Source organism: Ruegeria sp. H3 (assembly GCF_056533095.1).
Genome location: NZ_JBQFOD010000001.1, coordinates 357639 through 383651, shown reverse-complemented (window position 1 = coordinate 383651; position 26013 = coordinate 357639). Strand labels below are relative to the sequence as shown.

Here is a 26013-nt window from a genome sequence, read left to right as displayed (position 1 = left end):
GGCGAACTGTTTTACGAGCCGGAAAAGGCCTGATCCATGAGTTCTGAAATCCGCCTTGCCTTTGCGCACCCGTCTGAACGGTCCGAGGCGACCTCGCCCCGAGGGCCGCTGGATCGCATTTCGCTTCGCGATCACACCGTCGAAGTTGAGATCGGAGCTTTTCAGGCCGAGCGCGGCACGACCCAGCGCATCTGCTTTAACATCGTTGTCGAAGTCCGCCCGCTGACGGCGGATATTGACGATGATGTGGATCGTATCCTGTCGTATGACCGCGTGACCGAAGCGATTGCCTATGAATTGGCGGCAGAGCGTCTGAACCTTCTTGAAACGCTGGCCGAACGAGTAGCCGAGCGTATCTTGTTGGAACCGCAGGCTGTGCGCGTGTTCGTCCGGATCGAGAAGCTGGATCGCGGACCCGGTGCATTGGGGGTCGAAATTGTGCGCGGCAAGGATGCGGTTCACCACGATGTGGTCGAAGAAGAACGCCCGCATCCGCGTCTGGTTTTCCTGTCCAATGACGCCATTGCATCAGGCAACCTGAAAGGCTGGATTGACCAATTGGAAAATCGCCAGCGACCGCTGATCCTGTGTGTTGGCGCCTCTGATCTGGAAGTGCCGCAAACCGGCCACGCCATGACTCAGCGCCGGATCGACCTGCTGTCCATCGAACAAAACGCATGGGTTTTGGCCGCACGGGATCACCGCTGTGTCGTTGTTTCAACTCGAACCGAGTTGGATTGGGCGATGAAAAACGGCCAAATCTGCGTTTGGGCCCCGTCCAAGATCGTGTTGGATGCGGTTGACGGTCCATCAGCTGCGCCTTCGGACGCGGTTGCACTAGCCGCGTGGTTTGCCGCGACATTTGAGGCCAGCGAGATGATGGTCATCGGAGGCGAGTTGCCGAAAGAACCCAAGACGCCGCTGCGCGCGGTTGCCGTCGATCAGGCACAATTGTGAGGGAATACTACCGCCCGCTCGTTCAACATGGCGCAGCCCGGCCCGAGGAAGCTGTGCCGTTGGCGGGTCAGGCGCTCTGGTTTACCCATGTCGAGGTTCTGTTGCGGGATCGCGAGCCAAGTGTCGTGATAGCGGCAGAGGTCCCGGCTGATCAGTTGGACCGCCTCAGCCGTCCGCGCGCAGCTATTGCGGGCCTCGACATGGCACGACCTCAGATCATGGGCATTCTGAACGCCACGCCAGACAGTTTCTCGGATGGGGGGGTACATAGCACCGTCGACGCGGCGCGGGCAGGCGCGGCTGATATGGTCGCTCATGGCGCAACCATTCTGGATATTGGTGGCGAATCCACGCGACCCGGCGCAGATTTTATCCCAGAAGACGAAGAAATAGCCCGGACACGCCCGCTGATCGAAGCGATCCGGGCCGAAACAGATGCTTTGATTTCGATCGACACCCGCAAGGCGGCGGTGGCCAAAGCAGCCTGCGCAGCCGGGGCGGGTTTGGTCAACGATGTTTCGGGCTTTACTTTCGACCCCAAGCTTGCCCAGTTCTGCGCCGGGCTCGGCGCGCCGGTTTGCGTGATGCACATGCAGGGCGATCCGGCCACGATGCAGGATGATCCGCAATACGATGACGTGGTGCTGGACGTTTACGATTTTCTGGAAGGTCAGATTGCACGTCTAGAGACGATGGGCCTGCGTCGCGATCTGATCATCGTTGATCCCGGCATCGGTTTTGGCAAAACCGAACAGCACAATCTGGACCTTCTGCGCAATCTCAGCGTGTTTCACGGGTTGGGCTGCCCGATTCTGTTGGGTGTGTCGCGCAAGGGCTTTATCGGATCAATCGGGAAAGAGCCGCAAAAAACCGCCCGCGCGCCGGGATCAATCGCCCTTGCTCTGGACGGATTGTCCCAAGGTGTGCAGATCATCCGGGTGCATGACGTGGCAGAAACTGCTCAGGCCTTGCGTCTATGGGCCGCGGTCCGGTAATCCGGTCTCAACGATTTTGGTGAGGGGTCATTGATGCGCAAGTTGTTCGGAACAGATGGTGTGCGGGGCACGGCCAATACCCATCCGATGACAGCCGAAATGGCCTTGCGTATCGGGGCTGCGGTTGGGCGGTATTTCCGCCGTGACGCCTCAGGCGTACACCGTGTGGTTATCGGTAAGGATACCCGGCTGTCCGGCTATATGCTGGAAAACGCGCTGACAGCAGGTTTGACCTCAACTGGAATGAACGTGCTGCTGTTGGGCCCTGTGCCGACACCCGCAGTGGGTCTGATGACCCGGTCCATGCGCGCCGATCTGGGGGTCATGATCTCGGCCAGCCACAACCCGGCCATCGACAATGGGATCAAGTTTTTTGGGCCTGATGGATTCAAACTGTCTGACCAGGCCGAGATCGAGATTGAGCGCCTGATTGAAGAGGGCGTCAGCCCGGCCCAAGCACAGAATATCGGCCGCGCCCGCCGCGTCGACGATGCGCGTTTTCGCTATGGCGAGCGGATCAAATCCTCTTTGCCACGCGATGTGCGGCTGGATGGCCTGAAGGTTGTGATCGATTGCGCCAACGGGGCCGCGCACCGCACCGCGCCGGAAGTGCTGTGGGAGTTGGGGGCCGAGGTGATCCCGGTTGGCATTGCGCCGAACGGCAAGAACATCAACCTCAACTGCGGATCGACACAACCGCAATTGGCCGCAGAGACGGTGGTGGCGCATGGTGCGAATGTGGGGATTTGCCTGGATGGCGACGCGGATCGGGTCGTCGTTATCGATGAGACTGGAAAAGTAGCGGATGGCGATCAGTTGATGGCCTTGCTGGCCTCGGCCTGGGCTAAGTCTGGCCAGTTGAAAGGCGGCGCTTTGGTCGCCACCGTTATGTCTAACCTTGGGCTAGAACGGCATTTGCAATCGCAGGGTTTGCAGCTGGAACGCACCGCGGTTGGCGACCGATATGTGGTCGAACGCATGCGAGACGGTGGCTTCAACCTGGGTGGGGAACAATCCGGCCATATCGTGATGAGCGACTATGCCACCACCGGTGACGGGCTTATGGCAGGTCTGCATTTTCTGGCCGAAATGGTTCTGTCGGGCCGTAAAGCCTCGGATCTCGCGCGGCAGTTTGAGACCGTGCCGCAACTGCTTAAGAACGTCCGCTATGCTGCCGGTCAGGCCCCGCTTGAGGCGCAAAACGTTAAAGCGGCTATTGCCGATGCTGAGGCCCGCCTGAACGGGCAGGGGCGTCTGTTGATCCGAAAATCAGGCACAGAACCATTGATCCGAGTGATGGCAGAATGCGAGGATGATGCGCTTCTGTCTCAGGTGGTCGATGGCATCGTGGCCGAGGTCGAAGCGGCTGCCGGCTAGCGGCCGATCAGCAATTTACGCAGGCTGAACCACTGGCTGATCGCCAGCCCGGTCAGGATCATCGCCAGCGCGATGAAGAATCGCAGTGGCAGCGCCTCGGACAGAACCCAGGCACCGAACACCATCGACCAGATCGGAACCTGATAGTTCACCAGCGTCAGAAAGACTGACCCCGCACTGCGAATGATCGAGACCCGCAGAAGCGTTGCAAAGGCGGTCGGAACCAGCCCGAGGATGATGATGGCAAGACCCGAGCGCGCGCCTTCCCATTCCGGTAGCCCTTCTATGACCAGCATAAGTGGCAACAAGCAAACTGCGCCGACCACAAGCGTTAGCGCGGCCAGAGTCACCGGGTCGATTGGCGGGCAGCGCCGGGTGAAGATCGAGGCCACAGAATAGCACAGCGCAGCTGTGATACAGGCAAGCTGGGCCAAAGGCTCGGCCCCTTGTCCGATCTGGGCAAGCCCCGGACCTATCAGGACCAAAGCGCCGGTAAACCCTAGAGATACACCCAGCATTCTGCGCGCATTCAGCGGTTCGTCGGAAAAGAAATGGGCCAATGGCAGAACCATCAGCGGGATAGCTGCCATGGAAAGGCCTGCGAAAGCCGACGGCACATATTGTTGCCCCCAGCTGAGCAGCATGAAGGGCAGGGCGGTGGACAGCAGCCCGATGATGGCAATCGACCCCCAAAGGCGGCGATCCGGTCCGGGCACCCTACGGCCAGTGACAGCCATTAAACACAGCAAGGTGATCGCCCCCAACGTCGTCCGTGCCGTTGCGACGGTCACTGGTCCATAGCCCTCGAGCGCTATGGCAACCACCATGAAGGTACCGCCCCAGATGAGGCCGAGTGAAATCACACCACTCCAATCGCGGTAGTTGGGGTCTTGAACCATAACTCCCCCTTATCCTTTGATTTTACAGATGTCACGTGACTGAATTTGACAATACGTAAGTAATAACTTACGGTAAGTTATGGCTTACCATGATACATTTTCAGCCTTAGGTGATCCAACGCGCCTGAGAGTTTTCGAAGCGGTAGCGGCCCGGCCTTCTGCGGTCGGGGCCTTGGCGGAGACGCTGCCCGTCAGCCGCCCAGCGGTATCGCAGCATCTAAGGGTTTTGTCTGACGCCGGATTGGTCGAATGCCGGTCAGAAGGGACGCGTCGTATTTACTTTGCACGTCCAGACGGGTTGGACAGCATTCGGGCATGGCTGGAAAGATACTGGTCCGACGTGCTGGGCAGTTTTGCAGAAGAAATCAATCGGGAAAGGCGCGATATATGACCGATCCAATTGTCAAATCTATTACCGTGAACGCTGTGCCGAATAGGGCTTTCGATGTTTTCGTCCATCGCGTTGCAAACTGGTGGCCGCTGGACGGCCATGCAGTGTCGGCCACCAAGGGAAAACCAGCGCTGGCGGTCATGATCGAGCCTTGGGTTGGTGGTGCGGTGTATGAAACGATGTGCGATGGCGAAAGGGCCGACTGGGGCGAGGTGCTTATCTATGAAGACGGGCGGCGCGTGGCGTTCACTTGGCATCCTGGCACGAACAAAGACTTTCCCACTCAGGTTGAAGTGCTTTTCGAAGAGAGCGATCCCGGCAAAACCCTTGTGACATTGACCCACTCGGGGTGGGAAGTCTGGGCTGCAGAGGCGCCGGAGAAACGTGGCGGATACGATACAGGCTGGGATTTTGTTCTAGGCGAGTGTTACGCCAACGCATTCACGAAATAAAAAGGGCGACCACTTGGGTCGCCCCAACTCTGACATCTGTCAGGCTTAGTTCTTTTCTTTGTCGACCATTTTACCGGCCGAGATCCAGGGCATCATGGCGCGCAGTTTTGCACCGGTTTCCTCGATCATGTGCTCGTCATTTGCACGGCGCGACGCTTTGATGGTCGGCTGGCCAACGGCGTTTTCCAGCATGAAGTCGCGAACGAATTTACCCTGCTGGATGTCGTTCAGAACCTCTTTCATACGTGCTTTGGTCTCGTCGTATTTCAGGATACGCGGGCCGGTGACGTATTGGCCGTACTCAGCCGTGTTCGAGATCGAGTAATCCATGTTCGCGATACCGCCTTCATAGATCAGGTCAACGATCAGCTTCACTTCGTGCAGACACTCGAAGTAAGCCATCTCGGGCGCGTAGCCCGCTTCGACCAGAGTTTCAAAGCCGCAGCGGATCAGCTCAACCAGGCCACCGCACAGTACGGCTTGTTCGCCGAACAGGTCGGTTTCGCATTCTTCGCGGAAGTTGGTCTCGATGATGCCCGAGCGGCCGCCACCGATGGCCGAGCAGTAGGACAGGCCGATTTCCAGCGCTTTGCCGGTTGCATCGTTGTCTACAGCAACAAGGCAGGGCACGCCGCCGCCTTTGGTGTATTCGCCGCGAACGGTGTGGCCGGGGCCTTTGGGGGCCATCATGATCACGTCGACGCCTTCTTTCGGCTCGATCAGGCCGAAATGCACGTTCAGGCCGTGAGCGAAGGCAATGGCCGAGCCCGGCTTGATGTTGTCATGCACGTATTTCTTGTAGGTTTCAGCCTGCAGTTCGTCGGGCATGGTGAACATGATGACGTCGCACCATGCGGCCGCTTCGGCGATACCCATGACCGTCAGACCTTCACCTTCGGCTTTCTTGGCCGAGGGCGAACCTTCGCGCAGGGCGACGACCAGGTTCTTCGCACCCGAGTCGCGCAGGTTCAGCGCGTGCGCGTGACCTTGCGAGCCATAGCCCAGAATGGCCACTTTTTTGTCTTTGATCAGGTTGATGTCGCAATCGCGATCGTAGTAGACGCGCATTTCGCTGGTCCTTTCTGTTTCGATTGCTGTGCTTTTAGCCGGAGCTTTTGGTATTGGCGAGCGCGTCGGCATCAGATATTCACAAAAAACAAGAAGAAGTATTCGTGTTGGTGAAAGATTCTGGAAAATTCATGCTTGATGAGATTGATCGACGTATCTTGCGCCATTTTCAGGCCGAGCCCAGCCTTTCGACCGCTGAATTGGCCGAACGGTGTCGGATCACGCAAGGTGTTTGTTGGCGACGTATCGAAAAGATGCAGGCCGCAGGAATTGTCGAGGGCCAAGAGGCAGTGATTGACTGGACCGCTTTGGGCTACGCGGTCGAGGTGTCATTGCGTGTGACACTGGATAAGACACAGCCGCGCGCATTTGATGAGTTCACCGCTGCAGCCCGACAGGTGCCAGAAGTGATCGAGATACAGACCTTTCTGGGTAGGGTGGATGTGCGCCTGTCCATTCTGGCAAAGGATATGGCGCATTATCAGCAGCTGTATCGGGATCGCATCCTGACCCTGCCGCATATCGCTGATATCGAAGCGTTAATGCATATCGCGCGGGTCAAGCGGGACGAGGTGCTGCCGGTATGATCGAACTCGACGAAACTGATCGACAGATCCTGCGCGCCCTATGTCTGGACGCAACCCAAAGCGCGGGTGCCCTTGGTCGCAAACTCGGATTGTCACAGCCCGCCACGTGGCGGCGTATTCGCAGGCTCGAAGAGGCCGGCGTCATCAAGGGCCGCCGGCTGCGCCTGAATGCCGAGGCTTTGGGGTTCGGCGTTACGGTTTTCCTGGGTGTGAAGCTGGCCCGCAAAGGACAGGTCAGTCTGGAAGATTTCGAACGCGCCGTCAGTGCTATCCCCGAAGTGCAGACTGTCGAACATGTGTTGGGGCTGTATGATTACCGGTTGCGTGTTGTGGCGCGTGACTTGTCCGATTTCGAGCGGGTACTGCGCCGCCGGATCATGACCCTGCCGGGTGCAGGCGATGTTGAGGCGAATGTCCTACTCAGCGAGGAACGGCTGCCCGGGCCGATTGGGTGACAGCGTCTAGTACTTTGTCCGGATGCGATAGCTCGGGTGATGCGTGATCCGGGCAAAACTTAACGGGGTGTCATCTTTCCATGTCGTCTTTTCCATCTGGATCATCGAGGTCCCGGCTGTCGTACCCATGAACTCTGTAAGGCGACTGTCAGCCGAGACTGCGCTGAACGATACTTCCGCTTCGTTAAACGGCGCGGCGTTCAACAGCCATTCATGCGGACCACTATCGGTTAGATTGGCATCTTCGATCTCGGGAACGGCTTCGATATTGATCCAGCGCTCTTCCAACTGAAAGGGGCGGTTGTCGGCATAGTGCATGCAGGTCAGATTCAGAACACGTGCGTCGCATGCTACGCCGAGCTGCGAAGCCAGCCATCCCGGGCTGAATTCTACATTCCGTTCTACCAGCGCATACCGATAGTCAGCGTTTTGGTTTTGCACCATCTGCCGGGCCAGCAAAAGCTCTAGCTTTGCATGACGGCTTGGTTCCTTTTTAACCCGCGTCCCGCTTTTGCGCTTGCGTTCGACAAAGCCCTGATCGGCGAGTTCGCGCAGCGCCCGATTCACAGTTGCACGGGCGCAGTTGAACTCTTCAGCCAGTTGCGTTTCTGTCGGTAAAAGCGAGCCCTGAGGCCAGATGCGGCTTTCGATACGGCGTTTGACTTCGTCACGAACGACCTGGAAGCTGATCCGCTTTTGAACATTCACCTGTGAAATTATCCCTTCAAGCAAAAAGTGTATGCATCTGGTCAGAAGCAAGCAAAAGTGTAAAGGGGAGCTGATACTAATTGGCGTCATTTTTGCTGTATTTGAAGCCTTTAGTACGGAATCTCAGGGATTGTTTCACTTGACCTTGGGTCAGTTTTGTCGCGCCGTTTTGACTTTACCCGCCCATGTAATCCCGCCAGTCTTTCAACCAAATGCTGTAGAGAAGGATTCGAAATGCCTGCATTGCTGGAAACCGTGGATCCAGACGGTCTTGAAGAGTTCTCGGTTGTCTTTACCGATCGCTCGTTGAATCACATGTCGTCTAGATTTCAGCAGGTCATGCGCGATATCTCTGACATGCTGCGCGAGGTATACAACGCCGATGGCGTCGCCATCATACCCGGTGGCGGCACCTATGGGATGGAGGCTGTTGCCCGTCAATTCGCCCGCAACGCCGAGGTTCTGGTGGTGAGAAATGGGTGGTTTTCCTACCGGTGGAGCCAGATCGTCGAAAGCGGTGCTTTGACCAAAGCGGTGACTGTCCTGAAAGCCCGGGAAACGGGGAATTCCAGCCCATCGCCCTTTGCACCTGCACCTATCGAGGATGTGGTTGCCACCATTCGTGAGACCCGCCCGGATGTGGTCTTCGCACCGCATGTGGAAACCTCGGCCGGGGTGATCCTGCCCAATGACTATGTGGCCGCTATGGCTACTGCTGCGCATGAGGTCGGTGCGTTGATGGTTCTGGATTGCATCGCGTCTGGCTGCGCCTGGGTGGATATGAAAGCAACCGGTGTGGACGTCCTGATCTCGGCCCCACAAAAGGGCTGGAGCGCATCGCCCTGCGCCGGTCTTGTCATGCTGTCCGAGCGGGCCGAGGCGCTGTTGCAAGAGACCGAGTCCGACAGTTTTGCAGTGGATCTCAAAAAGTGGCGTCAGATTATGCAGGCCTATGAAAATGGGGGGCATGCCTATCACGCGACTATGCCCACGGATGCGTTGACCGCGTTTCGCGATACGATGCTTGAGACGCAAGGTTACGGGTTCGATAAGCTGCGGAAAGCGCAATGGGCATTGGGCAATGGCGTGCGGGCGCTGTTGAAGGAAAAAGGTGCCGTCTCGGTGGCCGCGGATGGCTTTGGCGCGCCAGGCGTTGTTGTCAGCTATACGGCTGATCCGGACATTCAGAATGGCAAGAAGTTTGCTGCGTTGGGAATGCAGATCGCGGCTGGCGTGCCGCTGCAATGTGACGAACCGGCTGGGTTCAGCACGTTTCGGCTTGGTCTGTTCGGCCTCGACAAGCTGTATGATGTCGATGGCACCATCGCCCGCTTGAAACGCGTTCTGGATCAGGTTCTATGAACCTGTTGGGCCTTAGCGAACGCCGAGGCCCATCTGCATCAGCGTCTTGCGTACTGGTGCCATCGAATACAAGGCGTTCAGCCCCATAGCGCGGGCATCGCGCAACGGGCGCGCCTCGATCATCGAGGCGCGGTTCAGCAGGTCAATGCCTTTAACCCGCAGGTCAATCTCGGCGTGTCGCGCCTTGTGATAGGCATCCAGCATTTGCGCGTCGCCCAAACCATCGGGTCGGGCTTGCGCCAGATCCAGCAGCGACCGCAGATCACCCAGCGACATGTTCAGGCCTTGCGCGCCGATAGGGGGCACCACATGGGCGGCCTCGGCCATCAGCGCGATGCGCTCGCCCGACAGGCGCGCAGCAGATTGGCTGATGATTGGCCAGATCGTCCGGCGCGAGGCCAGTTTCAACGGCCCGAACAAACCGCAGGACCGCTCGGTCATCGCGGTTTCGAATGCATTGGTATCGAGGTTCAGCAACTCAATCGCACGTGGCCCGCGTTCCATCCAGACGATTGCAGATGAAGGTTGACCCTGCCAATCGGGCAAAGGCACCAGCGTGAAGGGGCCACCGGACAGGTGTATCTCGGTCGAGACGTTTTCATGCGCTATGGGATGTGTGACGGCAAAGGCAAGCGCTTTCTGGCCATAGCGTGTGGTGTGAACTGTAATTCCCGCGGCTTCGCGCATGGGAGAATTCCGACCGTCTGCAGCGATGATCAGTTTGCACTGGAGCCGGCTGCCATCACTCAGGCCGACACGCGCCTCAGCGGTGCGGGTGAACAGGCTGACGGTACCTGTTCCGGGGCGGAAATCGACGTTGGGCAACTCGGCCAGCCGAGCCACCATCTCGCGTCGCAGCAGCCAGTTGGGCAGGTTCCAGCCAAATGGCTGATCCGAGATGTCAGAGGCGTTGAAATCCCGCACCACGCGCGGTTCAGGGATGTCACCGCCCGCGTCAACGATACGCATAATCTGCAAGGGAGCTGCGTACGATTTCAGCCGGCCCCACAATCCACACTGTTCCAACAACGCCTGCGCGGGCTGAAGAAAGGCCGTGGTCCGCAGGTCTGACCCATCAACATCGCGTTCAGTGATCGGAGGGGTCGGGTCAACGCAGACCACATTGTACCCAGCTGTGCCAAAGGCCGCCGCCGCAGTCATGCCGGCGATGCCACCGCCGGAAATCAGGATGTCACAGCTGTTGCTCATGGCGCTCACTCCGTTCCCGGCAGACCCTAGTGCGGTTCCGTCGCCTGCGCCAAGTGACATCCTGTCTCGTGCCCTATCCGCGTGAAATCAGGATGAGGATCAGGAACATGATTGGGACCATCAGTACCGCTGGGATGTAAAGACCCGGCAGACCGAATAGCAAAGCCGAGCACCCCCACATGCTGAAGATCGCCGCCGCAGTATACACCAGGTCTTCGGGTTTGCCCTCTGCGGCGTCTCGTGCCAGCCAGCCAAGCAGGGGAATTCTATAAAACAAGCGCTGCCAAATCGGCTGGCGCCGAGGCATCTCGATCGCGGTCATCGGGGTCTCCGTTCTGTTCGTCGCAAAACGGGATATAGGATTGATGCTGCAGGTGCAGAATGTGCAGATCGTCGCAGTGTGACAGCCTATCGCAGGCGCGCCAGAAAGGCGGTTAGATCGTCCGTGTGATGGTGGATATGGTCGGCCTCATGCGGGTCTGGCGCGACGTGAACGGTGCGCATTCCCATCTCGTGCGGGGCGGCCAGATTGCGGGGGTCATCCTCGAACATGGCAGCCTTATCGGCCTGAATGCCATCCTGCGCAAAGATCGTCTCGAAAGCTGCCTTTTCCGGTTTCGGGCGATAGCCTGCATGTTCGACGCCGTAGATCGCATCAAACAGTCCTGTCAGTCCACGCGCCTCAAGCACACGTTCCGCATAGGGCGCGCTGCCATTGGTATAAACGATACGACGGCCGGGCAGGGCGCGGATTTGGGAAGCCAGTTCGGCATCGGCGTCCATATGGCTCATATCGACCTGATGGACCGCATGCAGATAGGGATCAGGGTCCAGGTCGTGTTCAGCCATCAACCCTGCCAGCGTGGTGCCATATTCGCGCCAGTAATGGTTGCGCAGCCGGTCGGCCTCGGCCCGGTCCACGCCAATGGCCTGTACGACGTAATCCGTCATCAACACCTCGATCTGGTCGAACAGGCGCATGTGCGGCGGATAAAGAGTGTTGTCCAGATCGAACACCCATTGGGTGACGTGGCTAAAGGCAGGTTTGACCATGATGTGGGTTTAGGCTGCAATCTGGTGCTTTTCAATGCCGGGCTTGATTGCACGGCCCGGACACGGATAGACATGTCCGAACGAGGAGACGTAAGACACATGCCCCAATCCCGACAATCCAACAAGGACGCCTATAGCCTGATCTTGGAAGCGATTGACGTGGGTGTCTACAAACCCGGCAATCGTCTGGTCGAAAGTGAGTTGGCCGAGCGGTTTGGTGTCTCGCGTACTCCGATCCGCGAGGCGCTTCAGCGGCTTGAGACGCAGTCTTTGTTGGAACGGGACGGGCGGTCGCTGATCGTGGCGTCTTTGGATCACAACCAGATGGCTGAGTTGTATGTGGTACGGCGCGAGCTAGAAGGTCTAGCCGCCCGTCTGGCCGCCAAGCATGCCACCGAAGAAGAAATCAGAGTTCTGCAGGAAATGGTGGCCGAGGATGATGCTTTGGTCGATGACCCAACCGCCTTGGCGCGTGCAAACCGTCGGTTTCATGAGCAGATACATTTGGCCTCGCACAACCGGTATCTGGTGCAACAACTGGATCTGGTACACCGCACGATGGCCTTGATGGCAACAACGTCCCTGGCGGTTCAAGGGCGTGGCGAGATTGCGCAGAGCGAACACAAAGCCATTGTCGATGCCATTGCCGCACGGGATGAAGAAGCCGCAGGCCGCGCCCTGAAAGAGCATATCTCCGTCGCGTTTATGACACGCCTCAAACAGGATGCCGTGCGGCGGGAAAACTGACGCTTAGACCTGTTGCAGGTCCTCGGCTGCTTGGCCGTGTTGGGTTTTGTCCCAGAAGAACGGGTTGAACACCAACTCCCACAACGCCTTGTAGGCCGCAACGACGCCCAAGGGAAAATACAGCCCCATCGTCGGCACCCATGGCAGAAGGAACCGCCGCTCGCGTGCGGCGACGGCAAGCATCCCAACCGCAATGTTGATCGTTTCGGTTACAATGAACAGCATTAGCAAAGGCGGGATGAGAGCAGAGTGCAAGATGGTTTGCATTGGGTTCGACACACCCAGTGTCGATAACCAAAAGACCCATAGTACCGGAGCCAGAAGGAACTGTCCCAGAGTGCCCAGAAAGAACGCCTGAATCCCGGCAAACTTCATCAGTCCAAGATCGCGGTACAGTTTCAAGGGGCTGCGCATATGCACCAGATAGGTGACCATAAACCCCTTGAGCCAGCGCGAACGCTGTTTGACCCAGGGCCAGGCGCGGAAATTGGCCTCTTCATAGGTTGTGGTATCAACCATCTCGGTCCTGTATCCGGCACGGCTGAGGCGCACGCCTAAGTCTGCATCTTCGGTCACGTTATGGGCATCCCAGCCGCCCAGTTCGACCAGTTTGTCACGGCGAAAGAAAAACGTGGTTCCACCTAATGGCACCACAAGGCCCAACCGGGCAATCCCCTGCAAAATAACGCGAAACCAGCTATTGTACTCAATCGCAAAACAGCGCGAGCGCCAATTGGTGCGAGGGTTGTAATAGTCCAGAACCCCTTGCAGGCAAACCACATCCGGTGCGGCTTGGGTGAAGTGTTCGACAACGCGTTCGATCTGATCCGGTTGAGGCGCATCTTCGGCATCCCAAACGCCCAGAATGTCGCCCCGGCAGAAATCCAGCGCATAGTTCATCGCGCGCGGCTTTGTGGTCAGGCCGTTCAACTCGGGAACTTCGACGGTTCTGATCCAACTGGGCAGGTCGACCTTGGCAACGGTTTCGCGCGTGACATCGTCACTTTCTTCCAGCACCAGGATCACATCCAGCAGCGCTTTGGGATAGGTCAACCGTTGCAAGCGTTGGATCAAAGCGCCTGCAATCTCGCGTTCTTTGTACAGCGGGACCATGATAGAGACACAAGGTTGTCGCAGGGAAATCGGGGCGGTTTTGGGATCAGCCTCGCGTGGTCTGATCCGCGATACCAGAAAGGTCAACGCGCCTGCCACTCGCAAGATCATGAACAGGATCAACGTGGTAACAGCCGCAATCAGAAGAATGGTAAGCCCGAACTTCGGCATCAGCGCAAAAAGGGTCGTCACCCCAAATGCGCCCAAAACCGGAACAGCGCGCGAGACCGGTGTCCAGGTGCGGCAGCTTTGCGCCTCATCCACGCGTGCTTCGGCGGCCTGGGCCAAAGGCATCGCAAATTGCTGCGATATCACCCGGTCAATCTTGTCTGGCGCGGCCAGAACCGGGATGATTGCATAGGGGCAGTCCTGCATTTCAGCGGTGACAGTTGGAAACCGGTCAGGCCGGGCAGTGGCGACCAGAAGAAGGGGGCCGATGCGCATCCACGGGATGACATTATGCGCCAGCCAGAATTCCACCGGCTTGAACTCGGACAAGCCCGGGGCGGGCGGGATTTCTTCAAGGTCGGCAATTTGCCAGCCGCTTTGTGTGGACAGAGCCATCAGAACATCAGCGCGACTGACCCACCCCTCGCCAACCAGAATTTCGCCCAAAGAGGCTTTCTGTCGCGTTTGGAGGTCCAGCGCTTGCCTCAATTGATCCGCCGTTATTGCGCCTTGTTCAATGAGACAGGCCCCAAGGGGTTTGCGCAAACCTTGCGGCGGGATCGGTGCTGCAGAGGTGAAATTCTGAAGATTCAATTCAACCATTAAAAAAACCCTGACGCAGCGACCTGTCGTCAGGGTTGATCCATTTAGGTTAATAGCGGGTTAACCTTGGGCAGTGGGCGATTATGCCTGCGCTTTACGGCCCGCCATGGCGTCAGCGAAACGCTCGAACAGGTAGAAACTGTCCTGCGGTCCGGGTGACGCCTCAGGGTGGTATTGAACCGAATAGACGGGGCGATCCGTCATGCGGATGCCGCAGTTCGATCCGTCAAACAAGGATCGATGGGTTTCTACAATGCCCTCGGGTAGGGTCTCGGCATCCACCGCAAAGCCATGGTTCATCGAGGTGATCTCGACCTTGCCGGTCTCCAAGTCCTTGACCGGGTGGTTCGCACCATGATGGCCGTGGTTCATCTTGATGGTCTGCCCGCCAAGCGCCAGAGCCAACATCTGGTGGCCAAGGCAGATGCCGAAGACCGGCAGTTCTGTCGTCTCAAGAATTTCTTTAATCATCGGCACGGCGTACTCACCAGTCGCGGCCGGATCGCCCGGACCGTTTGACAGGAACACTCCGTCGGGATTGTGAGCCAGAACCTCGGCGGCAGTGGCGGTTGCCGGCAGCACGGTCACATCGCAGCCCGCCGAGGCAAGACAGCGCAAGATGTTGCGCTTGGCGCCATAGTCGATTGCAACGACCTTGTGAACAGGCGCTTCCTGACGGGCATAGCCCTCGGGCCAGGCCCACCGCATTTCATCCCAGCGATAGCTTTGCGCGCAGGTGACTTCTTTGGCCAGGTCCATGCCTTCCAGACCGGCAAACCCACGCGCCGCTGCAATCAATGCCTCAATATCGAACTTCCCTTCCGGGTCATGGGCCAGCGCCACATGCGGCGCGCCTTGTTGACGGATCGCTCGGGTCAGGCGGCGGGTATCAACGCCGCCGATGGCGATCCGGCCACGGCGAGCCAGCCAATCCTTCAACTCTTCGGCGGAACGCCAGTTCGAGGGTTCGGTCGGATCCCATTTGACCACCATACCGGCGGCCACCGGATCGTTGGTTTCGTCATCTTCGGGGTTCACACCGACGTTGCCGATATGCGGGAAGGTGAAAGTGATGATCTGCCCAGCGTAGGAGGGATCAGTCATGATTTCCTGATATCCCGTCATCGCGGTGTTAAAGCACAGCTCGGCCACAGTTTGGCCTGTTGCGCCGAAGCCTACGCCATAAAACAGGGTTCCGTCGGCCAGAGCCAGACATGCGGTGGGCTTGGACGGGGCATTCTGGACCATGGCGCAACTCTCCTAAAGGGTAAATCGGCGCATAACTAAGGGGGTTATGCCTTCGGGTCAAGTATGTTCAAATTTTTGGCTATCGTTATTTATCAATGGGTTAAGTGGTTTCGCACCCTGTTGTATCATGCTTTTTGTTTGGATATGTTCGGGGTTCCTTTGTCATGGGGATGGACAAACCAAATGGACATGCGATCACGGGTGAACACCGCCCTGAAGCAAGCAATGAAAGACAAAGCGGTCGAACGTCTATCGACACTGCGTCTGATCAACGCCGCAATCAAGGATCGAGATATCGCCTCGCGCGCTTCTGACAATGAAGAGGCGAAAGGGTGCGGCGATGCCGAGGTTCTTGAAATTCTTGGTAAAATGACCAAGCAGCGCAAGGAAAGCGCGCGCGCTTATGAAGAGGGCGGACGCCTGGATCTGGCCGAACGTGAAATGCGTGAGGTTGCGATCATCGAGGAATTCCTGCCCAAACAGCTGGATGACGATGAGGTCACACAGGCGATCCAATCGGCGATCACGTCCACTGGTGCCGGTTCGATCCGGGATATGGGCAAGGTGATGGGTGAGCTTAAGACGCGCTATACCGGCCAGATGGATTTTGGCAGGGTCGGCCCTATGGTCAAAGACCACCTCTGTGCCGCATCAAGCGACGGCTGCTGAGCATCCAACCAGATGTGAATTTAGCTACTGCGCGGCAGGACCGCGCAGTCGTTCCACCAGCTCATCATATAGGCTGATACGTTCCTCTTCAGACAGGAACGCGCCAATCTCTACCTCGCGCCCGTCACCGACAAGGGTGACGTAGTACGGAACTGGCCCGCCTTTCCTGTGCATCTCTGGACGCGCCCAATAGCGGTTGCAGGACCATTCCTGCTGTTGCCTACCCGGTGTGCGATGGATCAGCTGGGCGCGGGTCCCATTCAGTGTGAGCACCTCAAACACGCTGCGCGCCTTGTAGTTCGTTTGGATTGCCAGCCACAGGCCCAGAACTGTCAGCAACAAGAAGGGCAACAGACCCCAAAGTACGACCGATCCCAGCATCGCCAGGATCGGGATCAGCCCGAACAGAAATACCGAGAATATGACGATCATTGCCCCACGTGGTGGCAACGAATTGTGTGGCCACAAGCGTAGCTCTTGTTCCGTGTCCGAGGTTTGGGTCCATTGGTAGGGCATGGCTGAAACCTAGCTTATGAGCCTGCAGTGTCGATGGCAAAGTTTAGACGACATGTCCAACGCGAGCCCAGGACAAAGCGTCGTCCAACCTATCATCGCCCCAGAACACTTCATCGCGCACAACAAAGCTGGGTGCGCCGAAAACGCCAAGTTTGCTCGCGCGTTCGGTTTCGGCCTCAAGCCCGGCAATACAATCTGCGTCGCGGGCACGTGCAAGTGTCAGGCGCGGGTCCTGCTGACAGCGCAACAAGGCTTCGGATAAGGCGGATTCGCTACCAGCTTCAACGCCCTCTTCAAACCAGATCCGATAGAGGTTCTGAGTAAAATCCTGCCCCCAACCGTCCTGCATCCCCAGAAACGCCACCTGATTGGCAAGTCCAAGGTCCGAGATGGGGTAGGGTGCGGGCAGTTTTGCATGGATGTGATACTTGGCGGCCCGACGCTCAATATCCCGCCACATATAGGCGGTTTTTTCGGGCTTGCCCGCAAAAGGAGCGTTCTGCTGCGCCATCATGACGGTGCGCACGTTAAAGGGGCGCCAATGCACGGTTGCATCGGTTTCGGCGCACCAGTCGTCCAACCTCATGACGGTCAGAAAGCTGTAGGTGCTGCCGATCGAATACCAAAAGTCGATTTCAGGCATATGAACCCTCCGGGTTGCCGGAACAGTTGCCCTGACGAGAATAGCTTATTTTCGAGTATTTGGCGAATTGAACGGGCTGCGGGGTTTTTGGCAAGCGGTTCGGAGCGGGCGAGCTTTTTGTTTCGAAACGACCTGGCGTCGTGCTTCGTCGTATGGGAAGTGGACATCCCGGTGTGTCCCTATAGTCTCTGCGCATGTCTTTGTTGAGCGATCTAGAGCATGTAGTGACGACGGTTTTGTCGACCGATCCCAGTTTCAACAAGGTCACGCGAGAGGTTTTGGATCAGCACATTGCTGACGCTCGACAGGTCGCGCTTGCCGATGCAAGGGACGACTTTTTGATGTCCTTGATGCGCTTGCTCGCCCTTCCGGGGAATGGCCATACCCGACTGATTCCGAACAATGCAATTTCAGTGTTGCCCTTGCGGTTCGTTGCCATCGGTAGCCACGTGAACCTGGTGGGAAGTGCGCCAGGCCTTGGTGCCGTACCGGGTGCGCGATTGATCGCTGTGAATGGTGTTTCTGTGAAAGAAATCGAGGCGCGCGCTGTCGACTATTTGGCGGGAACACGTCAGCGTAAGCGTGTAGTTGGCCCGATGCTATTCGCATGGCCGCACGCCTTGAAACGCTTGGGTGTTTGTAAAGAGGTCGGTTTGATCGAATACAAACTCAGGACGGGTGCGGGACAAACAACCTATCTGAGAATGCACGCCGAAAACACGGTTTCAGGATCAATCTGGTATCCAAGAAACGAACATGGAAAATCCGATGCCGCATGGGTCCCAAAGGAGTTTCTGAACGTTCAAGATTTTCTCGAAGACGGGCTCGTACTTGCGTTTCCGAGTTTCTTTGACCTGGGTGAAAAGAAGCTGCCTGATGCGATATTTTCGGCCGCCGAACACGTAAGGTCGCGCGCGAGCACACCTCTTCTTATTGATGTCAGGGGAAATACCGGAGGCGATTTTCTTAAAACAATGCCTCTTATCGATGCGATATCGGAGGGTGCAACAGATCGAAACGTCGGATTGCTCGTCGATAAGTTTACGTTTTCTGCAGCGATCGTGTTCGTGGCGATCATCAAATTCCGCTTGGGAGCCAGATGCCAAATCATAGGCGAGGAAATGGGCGATGGGCTCAGGTTCTATGCAGAAGGAGGTTTACTCGATCTGCCCGCAAGCGGGGCGAGTGTGCGATATTCGACCGCATATCACGATTGGGCCACTGGTCGGATCGATGAAACGACACCCGCCGAAATCGCCGAGCAAATCGTGCCGGTTGGAACACTTAAGCTGGACAGGGCTTGGGTGGCAGGGGCGTTGAATGCAGACCCAGACGATGGGGTCTATCGCGACATCCTCAGAGGGGTGAACATCTGACCCCATATGCGCTGTCTCAGCGGATATGATCTCTCAGGCAACTACCGCATTTAGGCGTTTGCTGCACAAAGAAAAAACCCCGCCGGTTCGGGCGGGGTTTTCTGTGGTCTCTGACCGGATCAGTGCGCGTGGCCCTTATCCCAGTCTTCCTGCTTTGGCAGCTGCTCGAACGTGTGTTCAGGCGGCGGGGTGGGCAGGGTCCATTCCAGCGTGTCTGCGTATTCATTCCACGGGTTCGGACGTGTCTCTTTCGCGCCACGGAACAGGGCGTAGAACACGATGCCGAAGAACAGGATGAACGAGGCAAACGAGATGAACGCGCCGATCGACGAGACATAGTTCCACTGCGCGAACGCTTCGGGATAGTCGATATAGCGGCGCGGCATGCCCTGACGGCCCAGGAAGTGCTGCGGGAAGAAGGTCAGGTTGGCGCCGATGAAGAACAGCCAGAAATGAACCTTGCCCCAGAACTCCGAGTACTGACGACCCGTCATCTTCGAGAAGTAGAAATACACACCCGCGAAGATCGCAAAGACGGCACCCAAGCTCATCACATAGTGGAAGTGCGCCACAACGTAGTAGGTGTCGTGATAGGCACGGTCGATACCGGCCTGCGACAGAACCACGCCCGTCACACCGCCAACGGTGAACAGGAACAGGAAGCCGAAGGCAAACAGCATCGGCGTCTTGAACTCGATGGAGCCGCCCCACATCGTTGCAATCCACGAGAAGACCTTAACACCGGTCGGAACCGCGATGACCATCGTGGCCAGCATGAAGTAAGCCTGCTGACGCAGCGACATGCCAACGGTGTACATATGGTGCGCCCAAACGACGAAGCCCAGAACACCGATTGCGATGATCGCCCAGACCATCGGCAGGTAACCGAAGATCGGCTTGCGCGAGAAGGTGGCGATCACGTGGCTGATGATGCCAAAACCGGGCAGGATCACGATGTACACTTCCGGGTGGCCGAAGAACCACAGGATGTGCTGATACAGGATCGGATCACCACCACCGGCCGGATCAAAGAAGGTGAAGCCAAAGTTGCGGTCCATCAGCAGCATGGTGATTGCGCCCGCCAGAACCGGCAGCGACAGAAGAATCAGCCACGAGGTGATGAAGATCGACCAGCTGAACAGCGGCACCTTGAACAGGGTCATGCCCGGGGCACGCATGTTCAGGAAGGTGGTGATCATGTTAATCGCGCCGAGAATCGAGGAGGCGCCCGATACGTGTACGGCGAAAATCGCAAGGTCCATGGACATGCCGCCTTCGGTCGTCGACAGCGGCGGATACAGAACCCAGCCCACGCCCGAGCCAAGCTGATCGTTACCGCCGGGGCTCAGCAGCGAAGCGATACCCAGCGAGGTACCAGCGACGTACAGCCAGAAGGACAGGTTGTTCATCCGCGGGAACGCCATATCCGGCGCGCCGATCTGCAAGGGCATGAAATAGTTGCCAAATCCACCAAAGAGGGCTGGGATGACAACGAAGAACATCATCAGAACACCGTGATAGGTGATCATGACGTTCCACAGGTGACCGTTGGGGGTACACGGGTCGGCCATGAACCCTTCGAGGCACATGTACTGCACACCGGGGTGCATCAGTTCAAGCCGCATGTAAACGGTCATCGCCACCGAGATCAGACCGGCCAGAGCCGAGAAGATCAGGTAGAGAATCCCGATGTCTTTGTGGTTGGTCGACATGAACCAACGCACAAAGAAACTGCGCTGGTCTTCATGATCGTGACCATGAATGGCTGCGTCTGCCATTATAGGTGCCTCCTGTTGCAACTGCACCGCGCAGCCGGACCTCTCCAACGCGCGGGATTCCTGCTGGTTTTAGAATGCGAAGAGGGCGCCTTCAATGGTCGAGTTTGATATGGATCAAGATTAATTGTCGCGGGCAGCGGTTGCAGCACTTGGTCAAAGGGCACACATGTCTTTGCTGGAGGACTCTGAATGATGCTGAAATACGCGACGACCGAGCAGGCAAAAACAGCGTCAGGGCTGCGTATGATCGTGGTTGGCGGCGTGCCCAGCCCCTGGAGCGAGGCGGCCAAAGGATTATTCCACGTCAAGAACATATCATGGATGCCCGTCTATTTGGATCAGCAGGACCGCGCACAGGCCGTTTGGGCTCAGACAGACAGCGCTCCGGTTGTCTTTTGGGAAGATGAAAACCCGGTTTCGGACGCGGCCCGGATCGTTTCGCTGGCTCAGCGCATCGCGCCTGACCCGGATTTGGTTCCTGAGGCGGCAGCCTCTGAGATCATGGCGTTCATAAACCTCCTGGCGGCCCCCGGAGGGCTGGGCTGGCACAGGCGGTTGCAGCAGATCCATGCGGGGCTTGAAGGGCGGGATGGTGGATTTCACCCCAAAATCGCCGACTATCTGGGCGCAAAATACGGGTATGACCCCGAGGCAGGCGCTTTGGCCGAAGGGCGTGCAAATGCGATCCTAAAAAACGTCAGCGCTCGGCTTGAAACCGGGGGAGATTTTCTGTTCAGCAATCGTCTGACCGCCGCAGATATCTACTGCGCCGCCTTCATGGCCCTGTTCTCACCCTTGCCAGATGTGCTCTGCGCCATGCGGCCCAGCACCCGAGCTGTGTTCGCACATGTCTCGGATGAAACGAGGGCCGTATTGTCATCTGGTTTGTTGGCGCACCGGGATAGGATGTATCAGGACTGGTTGGCGACGCCCTTGTCGCTGTAGCACCCGTTTTTTTGCGGCTTGACCGCATCGATGGGGCCTCGCACAAACACAGGTAGGAAACCAGCATCCAACCGGAGCCTGCATATGTCCAGCTATGACCCCGACAACATCTTCGCCAAGATTCTGCGCGGTGAAATCCCGTCGACCCGTGTTTACGAGGATGAAGGCACGCTGGCCTTCATGGATATCATGCCGCGATCAGACGGCCATTTACTGGTCATACCCAAAAGTCCGTGCCGCAACATGCTGGATGCTACGCCCGAACAACTATCTGCAGTAATGGCGACCGTGCAGAAGCTGTCCCACGCGGTGAAACAGGCGTTTGAGGCCGACGGGGTCACCATCCAGCAATTCAACGAAGCAGCTGGTGGGCAGGAGGTATTTCACCTTCATTTCCATGTTCTGCCCAGGCACGAAGGTATTTCAATGCGCCCGCCGGGCAATATGGGGGATTTTGATCTAATTGCCGAGCATGCGGAAAAGATCAGGAATGCGCTAAACTGAGTGAGGCGACGGAAACGCGCCAGCCAATGTGGGTATGGCCCAGAGTTAGGTGCAAACGCACAACTTTTGAACACTCAAAGCCTTTGCAAACAATGTCGAGCCTGCCGCGACGAGCGATAGCGCTGTGATCTTGCAATAGGGATGATGTGGTTTTGAAGGGATGGTCCAGTCAGTCGAAAGCTTAGAAAGAGAATTGCCGTTCCGATTTGGGGTCGGAACGGCAGACTCGTAACCAAACACTGATCGGATTTCGCAGGGCAAGCCCTGGATCACCGGTTTAACATACCACTCACTCTAGATTGGCTGTTCCATGCTACTCGTAAACGTTGGCATTGTATTCACAGAAGTGAACGTTGGTTAAAACGAGAGTTAATATCGTTGCAAAATTATGCAAGACCTAGAAAATTGGGAAACAGAGCGATCTGAGCCCATGGGATTGTGTCTGCAAGCTATCAAATTGCGATTCGAATCACTCGAAGTAACTACTAAGCTGGGCTTTCGAAAACCTCGTAGAAGGTCTTCTGCAGCGCTGCATCCACATCCGCCATCGTCACGGGCAAACCCAGATCAACCAGCGAAGTGACCCCGTGTTCGGTGATGCCGCAGGGTACGATTCCGGTGAAATGATCCAGTTCCGGTTCGACATTGATTGAGATACCGTGAAAGCTAACCCATTTGCGGAGGCGCAGTCCAATAGCTGCAATTTTATCCTCGGCAGGTTGGCCCGCCGAAGTCAGCGGCTTGTCATCTCGCTGGACCCAAACGCCAACCCGGCCGTCCCGAATTTCGCCTTGAACGTTGAATTCACCCAGCGCCGCGATCACCCAGGTTTCCAGCTGTTTCACAAACTGGCGCACATCGCGGCCGCGTGTGTTCAAGTTCAGCATTACATAAGCAACGCGCTGCCCCGGGCCGTGATAGGTATATTCCCCGCCACGCTTGCTTTCGTACACGGGGAAGCGGTCCGGGTCCTTTAGGTCCGAGATTTTGGCCGAGGTTCCGGCAGTATAAAGCGGGGGATGTTCCAGCAGCCAGACGCACTCCTCTGCATCGCCTGCCGCTATCGCGGCCACGCGCGCCTCCATGAAGGCAACGGCATCCTCATACCGGGTCAGACCATCAGTGACTTTCCATTCCATGCCGGCCTCCTATCGCGTATGCGGGGCAGGGGGAAGGGGCTAGGCCGCCTCGGCCAGGCAGCGCTGTAACACTTGCGCGTAGGTCTCGGTGCCTTGCGCCCCGGTCAGCAGGTATTTGCCCCCGAATACCATGGATGGAACACCCGAAATGCCACGACTGGTCCAGAACTGCTGTTTCTCGCGCACCGAAGCGGCATGGGTCCCAGATTCAAGCGCCGCAAGGGCATCATCGGGGTCGAGCCCCGCTGCAGAAACAGCCTCAATCAGAACAGCGGTATCTGAGACATCCTTTTGCTGGGTGAAATACACCTCGAACAAGGCCAGCTTCAACGGGTGTTGCCGCCCTTGTATTTCGGCCCAATCCAACAGCTGATGCGCTGCGAATGTATTAACAATGCGGCTTTTGTCATTGAAATTAAAAGTAAACCCAAGCTCCGACCCCAAAGCGGTCAACTTGTCGCGGGCTTGTTGGCTTTGCTCAGTCGTCGAGCCATATTTTTCCGCAATATGCGCGCGCAGGTTCTGACCTTCCGGAGGCATCGTCGGGTTCAATTCAAAAGGATGCCACCTGAGACGGGCCAAAGCCTGTTGCTGTTGCAAAGCCAGATCGAGCTGCCGAAATCCGACAATACACCAGGGGCAAACAACATCCGAGACGATATCCACCTGAAGAACGGGCCGTGGGTCAGAGGTACTCATGATAAGGTCCAGCCAGTCTGTTTTTGTTTCACCTGACCCACAGATATGCCGGTTCAGATGGAATTTAAACCAACGCTGTTTTGCCTCTTCACATCGCCCCCATCTGCGTCTATACGCCCCTCTACCAAGTCACTGGCAGTGCGGTCGTGGCGGAATTGGTAGACGCGCAGCGTTGAGGTCGCTGTGGGGTAACACCCGTGGAAGTTCGAGTCTTCTCGACCGCACCATTTCACATTTTGATGTGAAATCCGCTAAAAACTCAAAGATCACAGATGTTTGTGGAGTTCGATAACCGTTTTGGCGGTCGTATACCAATGGGGCTTTGAAGGCTGCATTGAGGATGGTTTTCTTCACGAGTAGTGATCCGTTTTCATAGATATTCCAAGGGTTTGAGAGGAAGTCTCGCAAGAGTTCGATAACTTCGCTGAGGCTGCGTGTGGGTTTGGTGTTTTGAGATAGCTTATCGGTCAGCAGTAGTTTGTCCTCTTCCAGCTTCGCAATTTTGCTTTCAAGCGCCGCCATCACTTTTGGATTCGAGGTCTCGATCATGCGCTCGACCAGCGCATCTTGTTGCTTGCCCAACTCTTTATGCTGGCGCTTGATTTCGGCCATTGCCTGCTTTGCCTGATCGCCGCGTTGATCCCATGCGTCTTTCAACATCGACAAAGCGATATCGAGCATGTTTTTGCTTGGGGTAAGCGAGCGCAAGATTGCCTCAAAGCCTGTGTCTATCTTCTCTGCACGAATACCTTTGCGATATTCAGAGCAGCCTTTTGTCTGGCAGTTGTAGTAGGGATAGCGTCTGCCTGTGGCGCTCCGCGCATGGTACGCGGTCATAGGCTTATCGCAGCACGCGCAGTTCACCGCACCACGCAGCGGGAAGTCTTCGCTGATGTCAGGGCGTTTGGCCGCAATGGCTCTGCCAGTTCGGCGTTCTTGAATGGCCTCATAGGTTTCCAGCGAGATCAGTGCGTCATGATGGCCTTTGCGGCGTGTGATGCCCCAAGGTTCATGTTCAACATAACCCGCATAGATCACGCGGTTCAGCATGTCCGTCACCTTCTGCTGGCGGATTTTCCCATCCGGCAGGTCTTTGGGAAAGTCAGGCTGGCTTTCTAAGAACCGTCGCACATCCGCCTGTGCCGAGAACCGACCAGAGGCATAACCTTCCAATGCTTCCTTGATGATAGCGGCAATGGGTTCAACGCGGGTCAGGAGTTTACCGTGTGAGCCTGTCTTCTTGTACTCATATCCGATAGGGGCGGCGAAGACGGAATAGCCGTTCATCATTCGCCCTTTCATGCGGTTGGAGGTTTGCTCCGCATTCTTCTCGCGTTGGTGTTGCGCGACGGAGGCCAGCATGTGTTCTACAAGACGCGAGTCACTATCTTCGCCAAACTCAATGGATGGGCTTTCCAGAATGCCGCCAGCGTCCGAGAGAGTTTCACGCAGGGCAATATGGGCCTGCACGTTGCGGGCAAAGCGGCTGATGTCGTCAATGATGACAACAACGCTGTCTTTGGGATGCAGGCGCAGGAAGGCCAGCATACGATCCATTGCGGGACGGCGTTCGAATTTGCCCGACATATCGTCTTTGAACACCTCAACCACATCATAGTCTTTGTAAGTGGCGTATTCACGGCAACGGTTCTCCTGTGAGGCCAGACCATCACCTTCGCGCACCTGCTTGGCCCCAGACACGCGGGCATAGATCACGGCCTTTGTTGGTTTTGATGTTACTCCTGCCATTGGTCCTCCTCTGCGCGGGTCTGCGCCCATTTGTTGTTCAACAAGGATACCAAATCTGTGGAATCCTGATCTAATGCTTCTTCATTTTCTCCACAGATTTGCGGGATGGGGTGCAGGTCGTAACCGAGATCGACAAACATCACGACGATGGACCACAGAGTTTCGATCAGTTCTTGTTGCTGATCCAGCGGCATGTCGCTGTCTTCCAGCATGGCTGCATAAACTTCCCAATCCACGGAGAGGCTGGGTCGAATAGGCATATCTTCTTTATCTGGTGGACAGGTCATGCACGCGCTCCTTTCTTTTCTGGCGTTTCGGGTGGCTGGATAACTGAGCATCAAAATGCGCGTTCGAGCCTCTGGTGAGAGGCAGCGCATTTTGATTCAGGTCCCACCCGAAGCGCCTTAATTGTTTGGTGATGGGTTCGTTCCACTATGGTCACGCCATAAACCGGAGTGAGAACAAATATGGAACATATGACCACATCATCTTGCCTCACGCAAGAATAATTCTTCAATCATCCTATGCGCTTAGATGTGACCATACCGTGGCAGGCCCACGGTCATCTCAGGTGAAAGGAGGGTGTAATCGGGTGATCAGGAG

27 protein-coding genes, 1 tRNA gene and 1 pseudogene are annotated in these 26013 nt (G+C 56.9%); 14 read left to right on the top strand and 15 right to left on the bottom strand.

Translation table 11 applies throughout. The annotated features are described in order from the left end of the window. Nucleotides 1–36 precede the first annotated feature (36 nt). From ACR0JE_RS01975 to glmM, 3 genes are read left to right on the top strand one after another with little or no spacing between them, the layout of a single operon-like run. On the top strand, nt 37–957 hold the full coding sequence (locus tag ACR0JE_RS01975; RefSeq protein ID WP_480862615.1) for a dihydroneopterin aldolase: 921 nt from the start codon (nt 37–39) through the stop codon (nt 955–957). Next, nucleotides 954–1952: a dihydropteroate synthase gene (gene folP / locus ACR0JE_RS01970; RefSeq protein ID WP_480862613.1), complete on the top strand. Its 999-nt coding sequence runs from the start codon at nt 954–956 to the stop codon at nt 1950–1952. The genes ACR0JE_RS01975 and folP overlap by 4 nt, the downstream gene beginning before the upstream one ends. Nucleotides 1953–1985: 33 nt before the next feature. Beyond that, entirely contained in the window at nt 1986–3329 is a 1344-nt protein-coding gene (gene glmM, locus ACR0JE_RS01965) for a phosphoglucosamine mutase (protein WP_480862611.1), read from the top strand. Here the strand turns inward: glmM and ACR0JE_RS01960 are convergent. Continuing rightward, entirely contained in the window at nt 3326–4228 is a 903-nt protein-coding gene (locus ACR0JE_RS01960; RefSeq protein ID WP_480862609.1) for a DMT family transporter, read from the bottom strand. The two genes, glmM and ACR0JE_RS01960, sit on opposite strands and share 4 nt — an antisense overlap. Nucleotides 4229–4307: 79 nt before the next feature. On the opposite strand from ACR0JE_RS01960, the gene ACR0JE_RS01955 reads away from it, so the two are divergent. Both ACR0JE_RS01955 and ACR0JE_RS01950 read left to right on the top strand, forming a co-directional pair. Continuing rightward, nucleotides 4308–4619 (top strand): ArsR/SmtB family transcription factor, encoded by a 312-nt coding sequence (locus ACR0JE_RS01955; protein ID WP_480862607.1) that lies wholly within the window; start codon nt 4308–4310, stop codon nt 4617–4619. Next, nucleotides 4616–5071 carry an SRPBCC domain-containing protein gene (locus ACR0JE_RS01950; protein WP_480862605.1) on the top strand — a complete coding sequence of 152 codons (456 nt, stop codon included), beginning with the start codon at nt 4616–4618 and terminating at the stop codon, nt 5069–5071. The genes ACR0JE_RS01955 and ACR0JE_RS01950 overlap by 4 nt, the downstream gene beginning before the upstream one ends. 45 nt (nt 5072–5116) lie before the next feature. On the opposite strand, the gene ilvC is transcribed toward ACR0JE_RS01950, so the two are convergent. After that, nucleotides 5117–6139: a ketol-acid reductoisomerase gene (ilvC, locus tag ACR0JE_RS01945; protein WP_480547896.1), complete on the bottom strand. Its 1023-nt coding sequence runs from the start codon at nt 6137–6139 to the stop codon at nt 5117–5119. Between the two features lie 131 nt (nt 6140–6270). Here ilvC and ACR0JE_RS01940 point away from each other — a divergent pair, with 131 nt between their 5' ends. Beyond that, on the top strand, nt 6271–6726 hold the full coding sequence (locus ACR0JE_RS01940) for an Lrp/AsnC family transcriptional regulator (RefSeq protein ID WP_480541110.1): 456 nt from the start codon (nt 6271–6273) through the stop codon (nt 6724–6726). Next, nucleotides 6723–7181 carry an Lrp/AsnC family transcriptional regulator gene (locus ACR0JE_RS01935; protein WP_480827552.1) on the top strand — a complete coding sequence of 153 codons (459 nt, stop codon included), beginning with the start codon at nt 6723–6725 and terminating at the stop codon, nt 7179–7181. The genes ACR0JE_RS01940 and ACR0JE_RS01935 overlap by 4 nt, the downstream gene beginning before the upstream one ends. Before the next feature lie 6 nt (nt 7182–7187). Here the strand turns inward: ACR0JE_RS01935 and ACR0JE_RS01930 are convergent, their stop codons facing one another. Beyond that, a complete protein-coding gene (locus tag ACR0JE_RS01930; protein WP_480541114.1) occupies nt 7188–7889 on the bottom strand; it encodes a GntR family transcriptional regulator in 702 nt (233 codons plus the stop codon). 234 nt (nt 7890–8123) lie between these two features. On the opposite strand from ACR0JE_RS01930, the gene ACR0JE_RS01925 reads away from it, so the two are divergent. After that, nucleotides 8124–9251, top strand: a complete 1128-nt coding sequence (locus ACR0JE_RS01925) for an aminotransferase class V-fold PLP-dependent enzyme (protein WP_480862603.1) — start codon at nt 8124–8126, stop codon at nt 9249–9251. A 12-nt stretch (nt 9252–9263) separates the two neighbouring features. Here the strand turns inward: ACR0JE_RS01925 and ACR0JE_RS01920 are convergent, their stop codons facing one another. The 3 genes from ACR0JE_RS01920 to ACR0JE_RS01910 all read right to left on the bottom strand — a co-directional run bounded on the left by ACR0JE_RS01920 (nt 9264) and on the right by ACR0JE_RS01910 (nt 11513). Next, nucleotides 9264–10460 (bottom strand): UbiH/UbiF family hydroxylase, encoded by a 1197-nt coding sequence (locus tag ACR0JE_RS01920; protein ID WP_480862601.1) that lies wholly within the window; start codon nt 10458–10460, stop codon nt 9264–9266. A 73-nt stretch (nt 10461–10533) separates the two neighbouring features. Beyond that, the gene (locus ACR0JE_RS01915; RefSeq protein WP_480541120.1) at nt 10534–10782 is read right to left on the bottom strand and encodes a hypothetical protein; all 249 of its coding nucleotides are present in this window, start codon (nt 10780–10782) and stop codon (nt 10534–10536) included. A gap of 86 nt (nt 10783–10868) precedes the next feature. Next, on the bottom strand, nt 10869–11513 hold the full coding sequence (locus ACR0JE_RS01910) for a pyrimidine 5'-nucleotidase (RefSeq protein ID WP_480541122.1): 645 nt from the start codon (nt 11511–11513) through the stop codon (nt 10869–10871). Between the two features lie 99 nt (nt 11514–11612). On the opposite strand from ACR0JE_RS01910, the gene ACR0JE_RS01905 reads away from it, so the two are divergent. Further along, on the top strand, nt 11613–12260 hold the full coding sequence (locus tag ACR0JE_RS01905) for a GntR family transcriptional regulator (RefSeq protein ID WP_170532641.1): 648 nt from the start codon (nt 11613–11615) through the stop codon (nt 12258–12260). Between the two features lie 3 nt (nt 12261–12263). On the opposite strand, the gene ACR0JE_RS01900 is transcribed toward ACR0JE_RS01905, so the two are convergent. Together ACR0JE_RS01900 and carA are read right to left on the bottom strand one after the other, a co-directional pair. Beyond that, on the bottom strand, nt 12264–14144 hold the full coding sequence (locus tag ACR0JE_RS01900) for a glycosyltransferase (RefSeq protein ID WP_480862598.1): 1881 nt from the start codon (nt 14142–14144) through the stop codon (nt 12264–12266). An 81-nt stretch (nt 14145–14225) separates the two neighbouring features. Beyond that, a complete protein-coding gene (gene carA / locus ACR0JE_RS01895; protein WP_480862596.1) occupies nt 14226–15392 on the bottom strand; it encodes a glutamine-hydrolyzing carbamoyl-phosphate synthase small subunit in 1167 nt (388 codons plus the stop codon). Nucleotides 15393–15575: 183 nt separating this feature from the next. On the opposite strand from carA, the gene ACR0JE_RS01890 reads away from it, so the two are divergent. Then, nucleotides 15576–16061, top strand: coding sequence for a GatB/YqeY domain-containing protein (locus tag ACR0JE_RS01890; RefSeq protein ID WP_170532647.1), 486 nt, complete (start codon nt 15576–15578; stop codon nt 16059–16061). Between the two features lie 24 nt (nt 16062–16085). Here ACR0JE_RS01890 and ACR0JE_RS01885 read toward each other — a convergent pair whose 3' ends face one another. Then, nucleotides 16086–16577: a DUF2244 domain-containing protein gene (locus tag ACR0JE_RS01885; RefSeq protein WP_480541130.1), complete on the bottom strand. Its 492-nt coding sequence runs from the start codon at nt 16575–16577 to the stop codon at nt 16086–16088. 43 nt (nt 16578–16620) lie between these two features. Next, nucleotides 16621–17220 (bottom strand): DsbA family protein, encoded by a 600-nt coding sequence (locus ACR0JE_RS01880; protein ID WP_480862593.1) that lies wholly within the window; start codon nt 17218–17220, stop codon nt 16621–16623. 278 nt (nt 17221–17498) lie between these two features. Here ACR0JE_RS01880 and ACR0JE_RS01875 point away from each other — a divergent pair, with 278 nt between their 5' ends. Further along, the gene (locus ACR0JE_RS01875) at nt 17499–18596 is read left to right on the top strand and encodes a S41 family peptidase (RefSeq protein ID WP_480862591.1); all 1098 of its coding nucleotides are present in this window, start codon (nt 17499–17501) and stop codon (nt 18594–18596) included. 119 nt (nt 18597–18715) lie between these two features. On the opposite strand, the gene ctaD is transcribed toward ACR0JE_RS01875, so the two are convergent. Beyond that, nucleotides 18716–20374, bottom strand: coding sequence for a cytochrome c oxidase subunit I (gene ctaD / locus ACR0JE_RS01870; protein WP_170532655.1), 1659 nt, complete (start codon nt 20372–20374; stop codon nt 18716–18718). Nucleotides 20375–20563: 189 nt separating this feature from the next. On the opposite strand from ctaD, the gene ACR0JE_RS01865 reads away from it, so the two are divergent. Then, on the top strand, nt 20564–21319 hold the full coding sequence (locus ACR0JE_RS01865; RefSeq protein WP_480862589.1) for a glutathione S-transferase family protein: 756 nt from the start codon (nt 20564–20566) through the stop codon (nt 21317–21319). A gap of 84 nt (nt 21320–21403) precedes the next feature. Continuing rightward, a complete protein-coding gene (locus ACR0JE_RS01860) occupies nt 21404–21823 on the top strand; it encodes an HIT family protein (protein WP_480541138.1) in 420 nt (139 codons plus the stop codon). A gap of 485 nt (nt 21824–22308) precedes the next feature. Here the strand turns inward: ACR0JE_RS01860 and lipB are convergent, their stop codons facing one another. Then, the gene (gene lipB, locus ACR0JE_RS01855) at nt 22309–22962 is read right to left on the bottom strand and encodes a lipoyl(octanoyl) transferase LipB (protein WP_480862587.1); all 654 of its coding nucleotides are present in this window, start codon (nt 22960–22962) and stop codon (nt 22309–22311) included. Between the two features lie 39 nt (nt 22963–23001). Then, nucleotides 23002–23661, bottom strand: coding sequence for a DsbA family oxidoreductase (locus ACR0JE_RS01850; protein ID WP_480862584.1), 660 nt, complete (start codon nt 23659–23661; stop codon nt 23002–23004). A gap of 140 nt (nt 23662–23801) precedes the next feature. On the opposite strand from ACR0JE_RS01850, the gene ACR0JE_RS01845 reads away from it, so the two are divergent. Continuing rightward, nucleotides 23802–23888: transfer RNA gene (locus ACR0JE_RS01845), tRNA-Leu, on the top strand. Between the two features lie 550 nt (nt 23889–24438). On the opposite strand, the pseudogene ACR0JE_RS01840 reads toward ACR0JE_RS01845, so the two are convergent. Together ACR0JE_RS01840 and ACR0JE_RS01835 are read right to left on the bottom strand one after the other, a co-directional pair. After that, a pseudogene (locus tag ACR0JE_RS01840) lies at nt 24439–25410 on the bottom strand (recombinase family protein); the annotation flags it as partial. Next, nucleotides 25398–25697 carry a hypothetical protein gene (locus ACR0JE_RS01835; protein WP_480862582.1) on the bottom strand — a complete coding sequence of 100 codons (300 nt, stop codon included), beginning with the start codon at nt 25695–25697 and terminating at the stop codon, nt 25398–25400. The gene ACR0JE_RS01835 and the pseudogene ACR0JE_RS01840, both read right to left, overlap by 13 nt. Between the last annotated feature and the right edge of the window lie 316 nt (nt 25698–26013).

Bases quoted from the DNA above. Each gene is read 5' to 3' on its own strand.
- ACR0JE_RS01975 (WP_480862615.1), top strand. From the start codon at position 37: ATGAGTTCTGAAATCCGCCTTGCCTTTGCGCACCCGTCTGAACGGTCC.
- glmM (WP_480862611.1), top strand. From the start codon at position 1,986: ATGCGCAAGTTGTTCGGAACAGATGGTGTGCGGGGCACGGCCAATACC.
- ACR0JE_RS01960 (WP_480862609.1), bottom strand. From the start codon at position 4,228: ATGGTTCAAGACCCCAACTACCGCGATTGGAGTGGTGTGATTTCACTC.
- ACR0JE_RS01955 (WP_480862607.1), top strand. From the start codon at position 4,308: ATGGCTTACCATGATACATTTTCAGCCTTAGGTGATCCAACGCGCCTG.
- ACR0JE_RS01950 (WP_480862605.1), top strand. From the start codon at position 4,616: ATGACCGATCCAATTGTCAAATCTATTACCGTGAACGCTGTGCCGAAT.
- ilvC (WP_480547896.1), bottom strand. From the start codon at position 6,139: ATGCGCGTCTACTACGATCGCGATTGCGACATCAACCTGATCAAAGAC.
- ACR0JE_RS01940 (WP_480541110.1), top strand. From the start codon at position 6,271: ATGCTTGATGAGATTGATCGACGTATCTTGCGCCATTTTCAGGCCGAG.
- ACR0JE_RS01935 (WP_480827552.1), top strand. From the start codon at position 6,723: ATGATCGAACTCGACGAAACTGATCGACAGATCCTGCGCGCCCTATGT.
- ACR0JE_RS01925 (WP_480862603.1), top strand. From the start codon at position 8,124: ATGCCTGCATTGCTGGAAACCGTGGATCCAGACGGTCTTGAAGAGTTC.
- ACR0JE_RS01920 (WP_480862601.1), bottom strand. From the start codon at position 10,460: ATGAGCAACAGCTGTGACATCCTGATTTCCGGCGGTGGCATCGCCGGC.
- ACR0JE_RS01915 (WP_480541120.1), bottom strand. From the start codon at position 10,782: ATGACCGCGATCGAGATGCCTCGGCGCCAGCCGATTTGGCAGCGCTTG.
- ACR0JE_RS01910 (WP_480541122.1), bottom strand. From the start codon at position 11,513: ATGGTCAAACCTGCCTTTAGCCACGTCACCCAATGGGTGTTCGATCTG.
- ACR0JE_RS01905 (WP_170532641.1), top strand. From the start codon at position 11,613: ATGCCCCAATCCCGACAATCCAACAAGGACGCCTATAGCCTGATCTTG.
- ACR0JE_RS01900 (WP_480862598.1), bottom strand. From the start codon at position 14,144: ATGGTTGAATTGAATCTTCAGAATTTCACCTCTGCAGCACCGATCCCG.
- carA (WP_480862596.1), bottom strand. From the start codon at position 15,392: ATGGTCCAGAATGCCCCGTCCAAGCCCACCGCATGTCTGGCTCTGGCC.
- ACR0JE_RS01890 (WP_170532647.1), top strand. From the start codon at position 15,576: ATGGACATGCGATCACGGGTGAACACCGCCCTGAAGCAAGCAATGAAA.
- ACR0JE_RS01885 (WP_480541130.1), bottom strand. From the start codon at position 16,577: ATGCCCTACCAATGGACCCAAACCTCGGACACGGAACAAGAGCTACGC.
- ACR0JE_RS01880 (WP_480862593.1), bottom strand. From the start codon at position 17,220: ATGCCTGAAATCGACTTTTGGTATTCGATCGGCAGCACCTACAGCTTT.
- ctaD (WP_170532655.1), bottom strand. From the start codon at position 20,374: ATGGCAGACGCAGCCATTCATGGTCACGATCATGAAGACCAGCGCAGT.
- ACR0JE_RS01865 (WP_480862589.1), top strand. From the start codon at position 20,564: ATGATGCTGAAATACGCGACGACCGAGCAGGCAAAAACAGCGTCAGGG.
- ACR0JE_RS01860 (WP_480541138.1), top strand. From the start codon at position 21,404: ATGTCCAGCTATGACCCCGACAACATCTTCGCCAAGATTCTGCGCGGT.
- lipB (WP_480862587.1), bottom strand. From the start codon at position 22,962: ATGGAATGGAAAGTCACTGATGGTCTGACCCGGTATGAGGATGCCGTT.
- ACR0JE_RS01850 (WP_480862584.1), bottom strand. From the start codon at position 23,661: ATGAGTACCTCTGACCCACGGCCCGTTCTTCAGGTGGATATCGTCTCG.
- ACR0JE_RS01835 (WP_480862582.1), bottom strand. From the start codon at position 25,697: ATGACCTGTCCACCAGATAAAGAAGATATGCCTATTCGACCCAGCCTC.